This is a genomic window from Alicyclobacillus suci (assembly GCF_017329615.1).
Lineage (GTDB): Bacteria > Bacillota > Bacilli > Alicyclobacillales > Alicyclobacillaceae > Alicyclobacillus > Alicyclobacillus suci.
The window spans coordinates 1-12,014 of record NZ_JAFMTW010000064.1; the positions used below are offsets into that span (position 1 = coordinate 1).

General features: G+C 44.9%; 14 protein-coding genes, 1 pseudogene and 2 riboswitches. Of the genes and pseudogenes, 13 read left to right on the plus strand and 2 right to left on the minus strand.

The window, feature by feature from the left end; all coding sequences use genetic code 11:
* The 5 genes from J3482_RS18440 to J3482_RS18460 all read left to right on the plus strand — a co-directional run.
* The coding region (locus J3482_RS18440) for a transposase (protein ID WP_206922887.1) at nucleotides 1-676 on the plus strand (676 nt) is incomplete at its 5' end.
* A gap of 344 nt (nucleotides 677-1,020) precedes the next feature.
* Nucleotides 1,021-1,215: a hypothetical protein gene (locus J3482_RS18445; RefSeq protein ID WP_146824747.1), complete on the plus strand. Its 195-nt coding sequence runs from the start codon at nucleotides 1,021-1,023 to the stop codon at nucleotides 1,213-1,215.
* Between the two features lie 40 nt (nucleotides 1,216-1,255).
* Entirely contained in the window at nucleotides 1,256-2,275 is a 1,020-nt protein-coding gene (locus J3482_RS18450; protein WP_146824746.1) for a zinc-dependent alcohol dehydrogenase, read from the plus strand.
* Between the two features lie 84 nt (nucleotides 2,276-2,359).
* Nucleotides 2,360-3,031 carry a response regulator transcription factor gene (locus tag J3482_RS18455; protein ID WP_146824745.1) on the plus strand — a complete coding sequence of 224 codons (672 nt, stop codon included), beginning with the start codon at nucleotides 2,360-2,362 and terminating at the stop codon, nucleotides 3,029-3,031.
* Complete coding sequence (locus tag J3482_RS18460) at nucleotides 3,028-4,131, plus strand: HAMP domain-containing sensor histidine kinase (protein ID WP_206922888.1); 1,104 nt, start codon at nucleotides 3,028-3,030, stop codon at nucleotides 4,129-4,131. Before J3482_RS18455 ends, J3482_RS18460 begins: the two co-directional genes overlap by 4 nt.
* A 49-nt stretch (nucleotides 4,132-4,180) precedes the next feature.
* Here J3482_RS18460 and J3482_RS18465 read toward each other — a convergent pair whose 3' ends face one another.
* Nucleotides 4,181-4,369: a metal-sensing transcriptional repressor gene (locus tag J3482_RS18465; RefSeq protein ID WP_223204318.1), complete on the minus strand. Its 189-nt coding sequence runs from the start codon at nucleotides 4,367-4,369 to the stop codon at nucleotides 4,181-4,183.
* Nucleotides 4,370-4,432: 63 nt separating this feature from the next.
* On the opposite strand from J3482_RS18465, the gene J3482_RS18470 reads away from it, so the two are divergent.
* The 6 genes from J3482_RS18470 to J3482_RS18495 all read left to right on the plus strand — a co-directional run bounded on the left by J3482_RS18470 (nucleotide 4,433) and on the right by J3482_RS18495 (nucleotide 10,500).
* Nucleotides 4,433-5,170 carry an MBL fold metallo-hydrolase gene (locus J3482_RS18470; RefSeq protein WP_328702755.1) on the plus strand — a complete coding sequence of 246 codons (738 nt, stop codon included), beginning with the start codon at nucleotides 4,433-4,435 and terminating at the stop codon, nucleotides 5,168-5,170.
* Nucleotides 5,171-5,349: 179 nt separating this feature from the next.
* Complete coding sequence (bioB, locus tag J3482_RS18475) at nucleotides 5,350-6,345, plus strand: biotin synthase BioB (protein WP_146824741.1); 996 nt, start codon at nucleotides 5,350-5,352, stop codon at nucleotides 6,343-6,345.
* Between the two features lie 466 nt (nucleotides 6,346-6,811).
* Nucleotides 6,812-7,732: an ABC transporter ATP-binding protein gene (locus tag J3482_RS18480; protein WP_146824740.1), complete on the plus strand. Its 921-nt coding sequence runs from the start codon at nucleotides 6,812-6,814 to the stop codon at nucleotides 7,730-7,732.
* 2 nt (nucleotides 7,733-7,734) lie between these two features.
* Nucleotides 7,735-8,673, plus strand: coding sequence for an ABC transporter permease (locus J3482_RS18485; RefSeq protein ID WP_206922890.1), 939 nt, complete (start codon nucleotides 7,735-7,737; stop codon nucleotides 8,671-8,673).
* Nucleotides 8,674-8,707: 34 nt separating this feature from the next.
* The gene (locus J3482_RS18490; protein ID WP_146824736.1) at nucleotides 8,708-9,427 is read left to right on the plus strand and encodes a response regulator transcription factor; all 720 of its coding nucleotides are present in this window, start codon (nucleotides 8,708-8,710) and stop codon (nucleotides 9,425-9,427) included.
* Nucleotides 9,424-10,500, plus strand: a complete 1,077-nt coding sequence (locus J3482_RS18495; RefSeq protein WP_206922891.1) for a sensor histidine kinase — start codon at nucleotides 9,424-9,426, stop codon at nucleotides 10,498-10,500. Before J3482_RS18490 ends, J3482_RS18495 begins: the two co-directional genes overlap by 4 nt.
* A 15-nt stretch (nucleotides 10,501-10,515) precedes the next feature.
* Here the strand turns inward: J3482_RS18495 and J3482_RS21900 are convergent.
* Nucleotides 10,516-10,644 (minus strand): annotated as a pseudogene (locus J3482_RS21900) (transposase); the annotation flags it as partial.
* Nucleotides 10,645-10,697: 53 nt separating this feature from the next.
* Between J3482_RS21900 and J3482_RS21085 the strand changes: the two are divergent.
* Entirely contained in the window at nucleotides 10,698-10,844 is a 147-nt protein-coding gene (locus tag J3482_RS21085; protein WP_328702754.1) for a hypothetical protein, read from the plus strand.
* A gap of 273 nt (nucleotides 10,845-11,117) precedes the next feature.
* Nucleotides 11,118-11,179, plus strand: a riboswitch (Fluoride riboswitch).
* A gap of 126 nt (nucleotides 11,180-11,305) precedes the next feature.
* A riboswitch (Fluoride riboswitch) is annotated at nucleotides 11,306-11,366 on the plus strand.
* Between the two features lie 384 nt (nucleotides 11,367-11,750).
* Complete coding sequence (locus J3482_RS18505) at nucleotides 11,751-11,930, plus strand: hypothetical protein (RefSeq protein WP_206922892.1); 180 nt, start codon at nucleotides 11,751-11,753, stop codon at nucleotides 11,928-11,930.
* Nucleotides 11,931-12,014 lie beyond the last annotated feature (84 nt).

The window sequence follows — 12,014 nt, forward strand, 5'->3', positions numbered from 1 at the left end:
GTTCGGATACAAATTCCACTTGGCTGTGGACACCGCGAGTGAACTGCCAGTTGCTTTGGATGTCACACCAGCGAACGTCTTTGATGGTGAGATGGCGGCACCATTACTGGAACACGTCGTGACGACGCACGGTTGGAAAATCGATTTTGTCATGATGGACGCTGGATATGATCAGGTCAAAAACTATGAAACGGTTCATCAATATGGTGCACAGGCGATTATTGCGATGAACAAGCGCGGTGAAAAAGAACCGCCTGAAGGAATCGCATCGGACGGGACGCCGCGTTGCACGATGGGGTATGACATAGTGTATTGGGGTGCGGATGGGGACCGACTAAAGTTTCGTTGCCCGCATGCGGTTGGGAAGGTGGATTGTCCGCTTGGAATCGCGACATGTTCCGAATCCAACTACGGTATGGTGGTCAAAAAGCGGATCACAGAAGATATTCGGCGTTACTGCACACCACACCGAGGCACGCAGAATTGGAAGTTGTTATACAACGAGCGAACTGCTGTAGAGCGTTGTAACGCAAGACTTAAGACGAATTTGACGGCGAACGACGTCCATGTCCGAGGCATCCGAAAAGTAAAGACGTACATGTTCCTCAACGCGATCGTGTTACTGGCATCGTCACTAGCTGTGAACCATATCGAACGACACAAGAAGACTGCATAAATCATAACGAGTTGACCAGACGAGAAACCGTTAGAATTCTAGTATATGGAAAAATCAGTCTACTTAACCTAGGTGTTGTTCCTTTTTTACCTCCACCCAAAACGACCATTCTGCAAAACGCTCAAATTCTTGATTTGGTCGCTAATTAATATTTCGTAAACATTTTGCAAGCAACTCGGAAACAACTCATGGTTACTATAGTCACATCACAAAGAAAGGGAGGCAATGCTGAGGTCAGAATAATCTGGACAGCATGATATTACGAAAGAAGGTCAGACATTTTAGGGCCGTGAAGTTGAAGCACGACAATATCGTGTGACCTACGAGGATGAGGGAGATGTCCAGTGAAACAATTGTTAGTTTCTTGGCTGCGTGTGAATATTGTTGCGGTTGTACTTTTACTGTCGCACTGGGTTCTACCTGGAGTGCAAATTTCGATTATTGGTGCATTTCTTGTAGCCACGGCACTGAGCATAATTGATGTGTTCGTTCCAGTCGCCAAAAGAAAGAAGAGGGCGCGGAATTGGCGGCAGGCATAACAATGCTATGGACGTGAATCACATACGAGGAGGAATTATGATGAAGGCGGCAATTTATCATGGTAAAAATGACGTTCGTGTAGAGGAACGAGACATTCCTAAAATCGGAAGTAAAGATATTCTCGTTAAAAATTTATATGGTGGAATCTGCGGAACAGATATTAACATTGTTAAAGTGGGATCTGAGATGGGGATTCGATTCGGGAGAGAGTTTGGTCATGAGATGGCGGGGATAGTGGCTGAAGTGGGCCGTGATGTAGTAAAAGATATTCACCCTGGGATACTGGTCGGCGTGAACCCGGTTACCGCGAAGCGTGTGGGGCGTAGGTGGTCATTGGAATGTGGAGCCTTTTCACAATATGTTGTGGTAGAGGATGCAGAGTTAAATGTTAATTTTTTCAAATTTGATTCAGATGTGTCGGCAAAGACAGCCGCTCTCATGGAACCAGTGAGTGTGGGGCGCCATGGTGCGTTTAGTGTAAACCCGCAACCGCATGAAAATATCGTTGTTTTGGGTGCAGGCCCAATTGGCCTTTCGGCCGTTGGATGTTTGTTAGCGGAAGACATTAAGAACGTTTGTGTTGTCGACGTAGATCACTGGCGTTTGCAAAAAGCTGCTGAACTTGGGGCAAAGACGATTAATACTGCGGAAGAGAATTTATCCGAAAGTTTAAGCAAACATTTTGGCGAAGTTGATGTATATGGGAAAATGGTACCTGATGTGGACGCATTTATTGATGCAGCGGGTGCATCAATGTTATTTGAGCGGGTGCTGGACATTGTAAAGCCTCATGCCCGTATTGCTGTGGTTGCCGTATATAAACAAGCAATCCCTGTCGGCTTGGCACAAGTGATGTCTAAGGAAGTGCAGATCATTGGAGCAAGTGGTTATACAACGGAGGATATTTTACGAGCGGTTGAGCATTTATCAAATCCCCAAACGAAGTTAGACACCTTGATTACGCACGTATTTAAGCTTGACGAAGTACAACAGGCATTTGAAGTGGCAATCGATGCTAGGGAAACCGTTAAAGTGTTGATAGAATTGCATCAGCAGTGATGTTCCTCCCTATATATGGACGATGTGGACCAGCACGCCCCGCTTGTAGGCAGTTTCAAGACGTGATAATAGAGGTGACCACCTATGATAAACATAGTTGTCGTGGAGGATGATTTGAAGCTCAACCAAATTGTATGTACTTATTTAAACGACAATGGATATCGCGCGACGGGGTGTCTAAATGCTCGTGAAGCGTACGAACTGTTGCACCACAACTTATGTGATCTCATCATTTCTGATATTATGATGCCGGAAATTGATGGAATCGAGTTTGCTGAGACCGTACGCAATATCAATCAACAAATTCCAATTTTGTTCATGACGGCTCTTGACGACATTTCGTCGAAACAGAAAGGATTTCGTGCCGGAATAGACGACTATATGGTTAAACCTATCAACATTGATGAACTCGTGCTACGTGTGGGCGCGTTACTTCGCCGTGCGAATATTGCGGATGAAAAGAAACTGGTTGTTGGTAGATTAGTGATGGACGCGAATGAAACAAGCGCCTACGTGGACGGTGAGGAAGTACCACTGACAGTCCGAGAATTCAATATCCTGTTTAAATTGCTTTCATATCCAAAACACACTTTTTCTCGTGCACAGTTGATGGATGAATTTTGGGGCATTGACAGTGAAACCAGTCTTCGGGCAGTTGATGTATATATCACGAAGTTGAGGGATAAATTTTCTGATTGCAAGGACTTTAAAATTGTAACCGTACACGGGCTTGGATATAAGGCGGTTCTGTCATGAAAATAGAAAAGGATAAGCGAGTAACAACACAACATGTATCATGGCGAACGTATATATGGACCTTTTGTGTTTTAGAAATTCTTTCGACGGGCCAAGGACTTATCTACGGTTCCTATATAGGGGTAAAAAATGTCCCAGGTCAGTATTTTTGGAGTATGGCGGGATATTGGGCAATTGTGAGTTTTGTCTTCTGTGTTGTGATTAATCGACAACGGATACGGTTTTACGATAGGCCCATGCGTAGGTTGAGTGAAGCGGCAAAGCAAGTTGCAGAGGGAGATTTCACGGTTTGCGTCGAGCCCTTAAACAGAGCTGATAAAAAGGATTATGTCGATGTTATGTTCGAAGATTTCAACAAAATGGTGGAACAGCTTGGAAGTATTGAGACTCTGAAGAGAGATTTCATTTCTAATGTTTCACATGAGATTAAAACGCCACTATCCGTTATTCAAAGTTATGCGATGGCATTGCAGAAAGGAAACTTGACACCGGAAAATTGTAAGGATTACACAGATACGATTATTTCGGCATCAAACAAGTTAACGACCTTAGTTACAAATATTTTGAAACTGAGTAAATTGGAGAATCAGGAGGTACGAACGTCTCTTGTTTCTTATGACCTGTGTAGACAGCTATGCGATTGTGCACTTGCTTTCGAGAATTTATGGGAAGAAAAAAATATCAAGTTTGAAGTCGACATTGAAGATCATGCAATGATCTATGCGGATGCGAGCATGTTAGAGATTGTATGGAACAATTTGTTGTCAAACGCATTGAAATTTACAGATCAGGGTGGGCGCGTCACGTTGAAACAAATTTCAACTTCCGATTCAATCATCGTCTCAGTATCCGATACCGGACGCGGCATAAGCGATGAGGCGGTCAGTCGCATATTTGATAGATTTTATCAAGGGGATACTTCCCATTATCAGGAAGGGAACGGATTGGGACTTGCACTTGTACGGAAGGCGATTGAGATAGTGCAGGGGCGCATTTCAGTGAGCAGTACGCTAGGAGTTGGAACAACCTTTACTGTCTATTTGAACGTTAAGGACAATGGCACGACAGACGTTTTATCTAGGCCTGAAAACCAGATGTGATGGGATGGGGTGCTTGTTAGTCTGGCAAGTTGTAATGGTGATTCTGCTTTTATCGGCTTTTTAACAGCAAATCCATAGCTTGCTTGACGGTTTCGTTCGTGGGTTTATCCGCCATGATGTCCTTTCGTATACATTCCTCTACATTCTTCACGACAACTGCTGCGATGGTTCTGTCCACAGCACTACGAATTGCGGATAATTGTGTAACGACATTTTTACAATCGCGTTCTTTTTTCATCATGTCAAGAACCTGAACCAGCCCTCAAGTTGATTCAGTTTAATCGGTTAGCTTAAAGGATGCCTGTCATATATGGTCATCTCCGCCGGAGAAGCCGTTGTCGTCGATGCGAACCGTCACGTAGAGGAATACATTCGCGTCGCGCAACAGGAGAGTGCTCGAATCGTCCATGTACTCGATACACATCTGCACGCTGACCATATATCAGGTGGTCTAGAGCTTGCCCAGAAGGTCGGGGCGAAGTATTGGATTGCACCTGAGGAGACCGAAGGCGCGAAATTTAAATATGAACCTCTTCAAGAAGGACACCTTGTATTGTTTGGAACATCGAAACTTCAAGTTGTCGGCATTCGAACACCAGGTCATACCGTAGGGAGTACCAGTTTCTTTATTGACGATAACTATCTGCTCACAGGCGAAACATTGTTTGTTAGCGGGTTAGGACGTTCAGATTTGAAGGGGCGCGCCAAAGAGATGGCCGAGATGATGTTTGATACCGTGATCAATAAAATTGCCAAACTTCCAGATGATATGGTGATTTTACCTGGACACTATGCAGATGTGCAAGAGATGAATGAATTCGGTTATGTCGGTGCTAAAATGGAAGATATTCGTAAAAATAATTCAATCTTGCATGTGAAGGACAAACAAACATTTGTCGATACAGCGGTTACGAATGTCGGCGTAACGCCGCCAAACCATGACACAATTATCGCCGTCAATCGTCGGCAAATTGAAGTGCTGCCACACGAACAAACGGAGATGGAAAGCGGTCCAAACCGTTGTGCCATGCATTCATAAATGGGTGAGGGGTAAGCGCCGTAGCGTCCTAAATTGAACGGAATCCGCCATAATTTGAGGAAGACGACCGAACCGCTGATGGTCTGCAATCATACAAGGAACATTGACTTCGGCTAGTCCTGATTGTTAACTTAATTTATTGTATGAGTTAACAATTGGGACGAATGAGGTGATGTGCTTTGAAAAATGCGACTGCGAGAAACTGGTTAGAGCTAGCTGAGCAAGTGAATCAAGGGTATGAGATTTCTTATGACGAAGCGCTCGAAATACTGCGTGAGCCTGATTATCGGGTTCTTGATCTCCTGAGCGCGGCATTTTTGATTCGACGCAAGTACTTTGGCACAAAGATGAAATTGAACATGATTGTCAATGCGAAGTCGGGGATGTGTCCAGAGGACTGTTTTTATTGTTCTCAATCTGCCATTTCTACTGCGCCTATTAAAAAATATCCACTTCTGTCTAAAGAAGTGATCTTAGCGGGTGCGCAAGAGGCGCAGCGCCGTAAAGCAGGTACATATTGTATCGTGATGTCCGGGAGACGTCCCTCGAACCGCGAAATTGAAGAAGTCGCTGACGCGGTGCGTGAGATTCGTGCCACGAGTGATTTGAAAATTTGTTGTTGTTTAGGGTTTCTCAGTCCAGAACATGCGTCAAAACTGGCGGACGCCGGTGTTCACCGTTACAATCACAACCTCAATACGAGTCGGGAGAACTATGAAAACGTCTGTTCAACCCATACGTATTCTGATCGTCTGAATACTGTGGGACATGTGAAATCTGCCGGGATTTCACCATGCTCTGGTGTCATTTTTGGCATGGGGGAAACGGAAGAGGGACGTGTGGATATGGCCTTCGCGCTGAAGGCGCTTGACGCCGACTCAATTCCTTGCAACTTCTTAAATCCAATTGAAGGAACTCCATTGTCGGATTACCACGAGTTAACGCCGAATATGTGTTTGAAAATTCTTGCCATGATGCGCTTCGTGAATCCATCCAAGGAGATACGCATTGCAGGTGGACGCGAGATGAACTTGCGTCATCTACAGCCGCTCGGCTTATATGCTGCCAATTCCATTTTTGTCGGTGATTATCTCACAACAGAGGGGCAAGTGCCGGAAGCCGATTGGAACATGATTCAGGACCTCGGATTTGAGATAGAGGAATCCGCACTTTAACCAGGTCAGAAGCGAGACGAATGAAGGGATTGGCATTGATAGATGCCGTTGAAGCTGGAAAGGTAGAGTGACAGGGAAGTTTTGATGTACCTGAAAAATGACCACCGCTCACAGTAAGAGGGAGTCGACATAGTCCTCACAGGGCATGTCGGCTCTTTGAGGTTTATGGTGATACAAAAATTCAGGGACGAAGCGCGAGATAATGAACTGAATTTTCTGTCTGTAAGGATGGGTCATGTCCGCGGTCGGGCGCGAAACCCATGGAACTCAGCTACATATCCTAATCAGACATGCCAACTGAAAGGCCGCCGGATAAGGTCGAAAACTGCCCTATTTGGCCCCTCGCGCTACCGTGATTTCGGGTGATTTTGTGGGCATAAGGCTATGTTCCGTTTAAAAACCGTTTACCTTCCATTTACTTTGGCGCTCTATGATGGGGGTGTCAAAAATATGAGGAGGAAACCGCATGGATCACTTACCCGTCGTTCAGTTGCAGGGAGTTACCAAGGTCGTCAGAGGAAGAGTATTGGTCAATCAGCTTTCTTTTGACATTTATCCTGGCGAAGTGTTTGGTTTGTTAGGACCCAACGGAGCGGGTAAAACTACGACGATTCGAATGATGGTCGGTTTGATTTCCATTACGCAGGGAGATATCAAAATTCAGGGACACAGTATTACCCGAGCGTATGAAAAAGCGATTGGTCGCGTGGGTGCTATTGTCGAAAATCCAGATATGTATCGGTATTTATCGGGGTATCGAAACTTGATTCACTATGCGCGCATGGTGCCTGGAATTTCGGAGTCTCGTGTTGACGAGATCGTGAAAATTGTTGGCCTTGAAAATCAAATTCACGATAAAGTGCGAACCTATTCCCTTGGTATGCGACAACGTTTGGGAATCGCCCAAGCGTTGCTGCACAAGCCCGCTTTCCTCATTTTGGATGAACCAACGAATGGTCTCGATCCAGCAGGTATTCGTGAGTTAAGAGATCTTCTCCGAAGGTTGGCACAGGACGAGGACGTCGCTGTGCTTGTGTCGAGCCACTTGCTTTCAGAAATAGAAATGATATGTGACCGAATTGCCATTTTACAACGTGGGAAACTGGTACTCACGAGAGAAACGAAAGAGGTGGTGGTTAGTGAACGGCTGTTGCAAGTGTATGTCACAGTCGACGAGGTGAACATAGAACAAGCGGTACAAATTGCCAGTACCCTAAGTAAATCGGTTATCCTCGGCACCCAACCAGGGACATTGGTAACGATGCTTACACATAAGGACATTCCACGGCTGAATTCGCACTTGATAGCATCGGGAATTCAAGTATACAGCATTCAGACGTTCACACCATCGCTTGAGGATACATTTCTGGAAATCACGGAGGAATAACCATGCTTCGTTTAATCATCAATGAAAATATGAAAATTTATCGTCGTTTCCGAACTTGGATTCTTCTTGTTCTATTGGTTGTCATATCTGTCGGAGCTTCTGTGGCATATAAAATCGAAACCCAGCATTCGACAATTGGATGGCGCAGTGAAACACGCGCTGCGATTCAACCCTATGAAAACCGTTTGAAGGATACGAGCATAAACGAAATGTTGCGACGGGAAGCGCAGAATAAATTAAAAATTGCTCGCTATCGTTTGAAACATGATGTTCCACCCGTCAGCAACTCGCCTGCAGAGGTGGTTATGACTGATTCCGGCTTGATTGAAACGGTCATTATTTTTACCATCATTATTGCGTCAGATATTGTCTCGGGGGAGTTTTCATCAGGCACTATCAAACTTCTGTTGATTCGCCCATATCGTCGGTTGAAAATACTCGCTGCAAAGTATATTGCTTCGGTTCAGTTTGCGACGCTCATGCTTGGGTTGCTGTTCTTTGTCGAATACGCGACGAATGCCGTTCTGGATGGATTCGGGAACATTCATGCCACGGATTTGTTTCTGAGTGCTCAAGGGGCAGTTGTTCAGCAAAATATACTTGCACAGGCCGTGAAGTTGTTTGGGCTTAGTTTTGTGCCCCTTATGTTATATGTAACGATTGCTTTTGCTGCGTCAACGGTGTTACGAAGCAGCGCCTTTTCTATCGGAATTTCGTTGTTTATCATGCTGATTGGCAATTCTTTGGTTAATCTAACAATGAAATTCGAGTGGATGAAATATCTGCCGTTTGCAAACAGTGATATGACTTTGTACTTGAATCACTTACCTGTGCGCTCAGATATGACGATTGGGTTTTCCGTTGGTGTGCTTATTGCTTATATTGTGATGTTAAACATCGTCAGTTGTTTCGTGTTCGTAAAGCGTGATATTGCTGGGTAACATGGCGTAGGACGATTGGAAGGAATGATTGGACATGCGCAATCAAGATGCCATACTCATTGTCGATGATGAACCAGGCATTGTCCGGATGTTGAAGACCATGTTAAATAAGGAAGGGTTTATCTATGTTGATAGCGCATTGAATGGGCAGGAGGCCATGGAACAGATTCGGCGCAATCAGTATGATCTGATTGTACTTGATGTTATGCTGCCTGATACCAATGGTTTCCGTCTATGTCAAGATATACGTCAGCTAACCAGTACACCGATTTTGTTCTTGACAGCAAGGTCTGGAGATTTAGATAAGTTGACCGGGTTTGGCATTGGCGGTGATGATTACATCACGAAGCCCTTTAATCCACTGGAGGTTGTGGCCCGAATTCGCGCACAGATTCGTAGACTGCATTTAAATCAGGACCAGATGCCTTCGCCAAGCATGATTCACTATGGGAAGTTATCTATCGATAAACGAGCCGGGCAACTCTGGATAAACGACAAAGAAGTGTATTGCCCGGCAAAAGAATTTGAATTGCTGTGTTTTCTCGCGGAGCACCCAAATGTCGTGTTTACGTCTGGGCAATTGTACGAGAAAATATGGGGTTATGACAGTATGGGAGATGAAAAAACAGTCGCTATTCACATTATGCGTCTGCGTAAAAAAATTGAGGAAGATCCAAAAAGGCCAAAACGAATTATTAACCTTCGTAGTATCGGATATAAATTCGTGCCGCCAAAAGACGGTGAGACGACATGAAGTTAATCATTCGTTTTACGATACACTTTGTTTTGCATCAGGTTTTGCTATTGACCGCATTATCCTTGGCCCCTATTTTCTACATTGTCGTATTGAAATCGCCCCCTCAAACTGCGTACCAACACTTTGTCGTCATCATGACCTGCGCAATTTATATTGGATATTGCCTGCTGTACGGGTTTTATGTTGCACGACCGCTATATCAGATGATTGATTACATTCAGCGATTGGCGAATGATGAATCGGTGACTAAACCTGAAATGGATAGCGGAAGAAAGCAGACGATGCGTTATCCTCGAATGTATCGAGAGATATTCACTAATCTACAAAAACTGGAGTGGAACCTTCAGGAAACAGAGCGGAAGCGAGCAGATCTTGAGCGTCTTAGAAAGGAATGGACAGCTGGGATTACACACGATTTGAAGACACCTTTGTCCGTTATTTCTGGGTATGCGAATATGCTTCTTTCACCAGACCATACCTGGGAAGACGGAGAAAGGGATGAATTTGTTCGTATCATTCGTGAGAAAGCGAATCATATGGAAGAACTGATTGCCGATTTGAATATAGCTTTTAAGTTGGATACTGCGCCAGATATCCCGCTAAACCCAGAGCGGATTGACCTGGTTGAATTGCTGCGCCGTACTGTTGCGGATGCGATGAACATACCTTCTCAGCCAACCGATACTTGGGAATTTCACGCACCAGAAAAAGCCGTTTACATTATGGCGGATGTGAAACTGTTGCAAAGAGCGCTGTTGAATGTGTTAACCAATGCAGTGTTGCATAATCCGTCTGGCACAAAAATAGAGGTGTTTTTGCAAACCAAGCTGGAGCATGCTGAAATCAAAATTCGAGACAATGGAGCTGGAATGGATGAATGGACCGTTTTGCACTTATTTGATCGATATTACAGAGGCACCTCAACAGAACTCCCCACAATTGGAACTGGACTTGGTATGGCGATTGCCAAACAACTCATTACGTCTCACGGTGGAACCATTCACGTTCGTAGCAGTGTAGGAGAAGGGACCTCGGTGCTTATCCGATTGCCCGTTCTCCTTGAACTTTGACATCCAGCCGTACAACGTCTTTTGTGATACACCCAATTCACGAGCTACGTGGCTCGCCGGCTTTCCACTCTCCGGAACCAATTGAACAGCATGCAGTTTGAATTCCTTGTCATGATGCATCCACTCGGAAACATGATACCCCATACCTCGCTCAATCTGTTTTCGTTACATTGAAGGAAATGGAAGGGGGCTGTGAGATGGAGCATTCATTTTACGGTATTGATCACGTTCAACTCGCTGGGCCAGCCGGGTGCGAGGATGTGGCACGTCACTTCTTCGGAGAAATTCTGGGGATGGAGGAGATTGGGAAGCTCGGAGATCTGCGCAAACGGGGACGGCGTTGAAGGAGCGGATTGCGAGCTGTGGCATCCCCATCCAGGATGACGAGCGATTGCCTAGTGCGAATCGATTTCTACATGGATGACCCATTCGGTAATCGGCTCGAGTTCCTTGAGTGGGGGGAGTGAGCATGTCAATCCACTTCTCTGACGAGAAGAATCGCCGCTCTATGCAATCCGTCGGGCGTTGATTCATCATTTGGCAGACTAATTGTGATGAGGTGAGATTGATTAAAACTATTGCACGTAGCTCAATTTTAGATTATCATTCAAAATCATAATCGTATCGGCGATGGAGCTCGCCATAACCGCCCTATTGGGATAATGGCTCCTGCGAATGCCTTAGGTATTCGCAGGAGCCATTTGCATGTGGAGGTGCCGCACAAATATTAAAGTTCAGAAAATGTACCGGATCTAGGAATGACTCGTGTGATGAAGTGATCGATGTTCACGTAATGTTCCGATTGAAATAAATAGGCGATGGAGTTCGCCGTAACCGCCAAATTGGCTAATGACTCCTACTGTCTAATTCAGTGGGGCTCGTACGCCAATTTGGTTTTTTATTTCGCTGATGAAAACGTGTTTTTTGATTACTTTATTTTCCGGATACGACTGAAGCGGTCTTACATTTGCATCTACAGGGGGAAAATATAAACATGAATTGTGATTTTGGTACGTGCATGAGAAAAACCATGGTTTACAATGCATCCTCAAGCACATTGCATTCGCGTCCCCCGTAGTCTCGACAAGGGAGGCCTCAGGATACCCGGTATAACTGGCGATATACTTCGGGTCGTACTCCATTGCAGTGAAAGGGTGGAAAACCGGTAGGCATAAAAATCGTAGTCGGAGATGAAACGCAACCCAAATGATTCGTGATGGCAGACGGCTGATTATTAGGAGTGAGATGAGTTGATAGGGAAAATTATTGATGAATTAAATGGTTTGCCGGAAGACGAGCTGCAATCTATTTATGACTTAATTGTCGCGAAGAAATTAACGTATCGACAACCGCTTGCATTTGTTCAAGAATTAATGAAGTTTTCTTATGTTGGTGAACGTGATGAGAAGTATATATTGTTACTGACATAGCATAACGTCCGAAAACTGACGGTGTAAGTTGACCGAGAACTGACGGATTCGCTGTCCAAGAACGCTTGCAAAAATGGGAAGGAA